1 protein-coding gene is annotated in these 1,363 nt (G+C 57.4%); it reads right to left on the bottom strand.

The window, feature by feature from the left end; all coding sequences use genetic code 11:
* Window positions 1-373: 373 nt before the first annotated feature.
* Window positions 374-1,363: TIGR02221 family CRISPR-associated protein (gene csx2 / locus NW863_RS10530; protein ID WP_414366225.1), on the bottom strand; the 990-nt coding region annotated here is incomplete at its 5' end.

The raw sequence follows: 1,363 nt of genomic DNA, 5'->3' as shown, positions 1-1,363 counted from the left end.
GAGATCCACCCTTGCATCGCCGCTAGGTTTGGCCACAGCCCTTCCTTAGCGCGGCCAGAGGCGTCGTGGAGGGCCTTGAGGGCAGGATCATGCAGCAAACCCCAGAGCTTCGCTTGCCAGTAGTGATGAGACATGGTGTCTTCGCAGGAGAGTTAAAAACTGAACGCGCAAGAAACAAAAAAGTAAACAAAACCCCAACAGCCACCCGATACCTGGCTGCAGAAGCTACAAAACAAAGTCCACCAATCCCGACCAGCCCTCAGGTTTCTTTAGTATTTCTCCAGCTCAGTAGGACTTGTGCAAGCTAAGCCCCTGCCAACTGTTTGACCGAGCTTGAAAACTCAGAACCTGAGGGTGGGCCGATGTCTGTAGCCTACTGAGAAATGGAAGGATCCCCTTCCATTTCCCCTTCTGTCCGGGTCAATTCCGGAAACAGCGCCTCCAGCCTGGGCAGCAGATCCCGCAGCACAAAGCTCTCCAGAGCTTCGCTGGGAAGAGGTTCGGGATTCATCTGCACATGGGCCACGTCGTTGCGGTACTGGCTAAGGCGAGACCAAAGATCAGCAAGCTGCTGGACATCGGGGACGTGGGCGGCAATGGGAGGAAGGAACTGAGCCGGCTCCGCTTGCTGGATGAGGGATCCCAACTGTTGTTCAATCCCCTGCCGCGCTTCTCGTCTGCGGTAGTCTTGGATCCCCTCACAGAGGCAAAGGGCAGAAACCACCCACTCGCGGGCTAGGAGAAGGGCTTGAGTGGTGAAGCGCTTTTCCACATACCAGCGCAGCAGTTGAAAGTGCTTTTGAACTTGAGCTCGGGGATCCTCCTTCTGGTCTGCCGGCAGCGCCAGTTGGCTGTAGCTATCTTGAATGCTTTGCAGCAGCAGGCCAAAGGGCTTAGCAAATTGGCCCACCTCTTCGGCCAACTCCTGGGTGGAGTGCTTTTGCAACCTGGGCAGGTCATCCTCCAAAAGGCTCACCGGCCTCACCAGCTCCAGGGAACGGGAGATGTCGCGGATGGCTTGTCCAAAGCTCTGCAGCCGGGTGGGCCTGGGATCCCCTTTGCCGGGCTTTTGCTGCCGGTAAAAGTCCCGTTGAACCCTGTCCAAAAGCTGGCCCAGCTCCAGGGCTGAGCCGGTGCTGATGAACTTGTCGGTGGCCGTCAGCCAGTCCAAAAGCCGAAGGGCGGGGGTGAGATCGATAATGGGGGTTTCTGCCTGACCAGGGCGGTAGAGGCCGTAGTAGAGCCCCTGGATCTCGACATTTTTGGCCTTGCGCAAAAGGGCAGCTCCCAAGAGCACCAGCAGGGGGATGGAGCGAAAGGCGTGGGTGATATCAAAAAACAGCCGGGTGTTGGGCTCGATGCT

The organism is Synechococcus sp. B60.1, from assembly GCF_047462555.1.
Classification (GTDB): domain Bacteria; phylum Cyanobacteriota; class Cyanobacteriia; order Thermostichales; family Thermostichaceae; genus Thermostichus.
The sequence above is the reverse complement of the archived record's forward strand: the minus strand, read 5'-3'. Positions and strand labels throughout refer to the sequence as shown.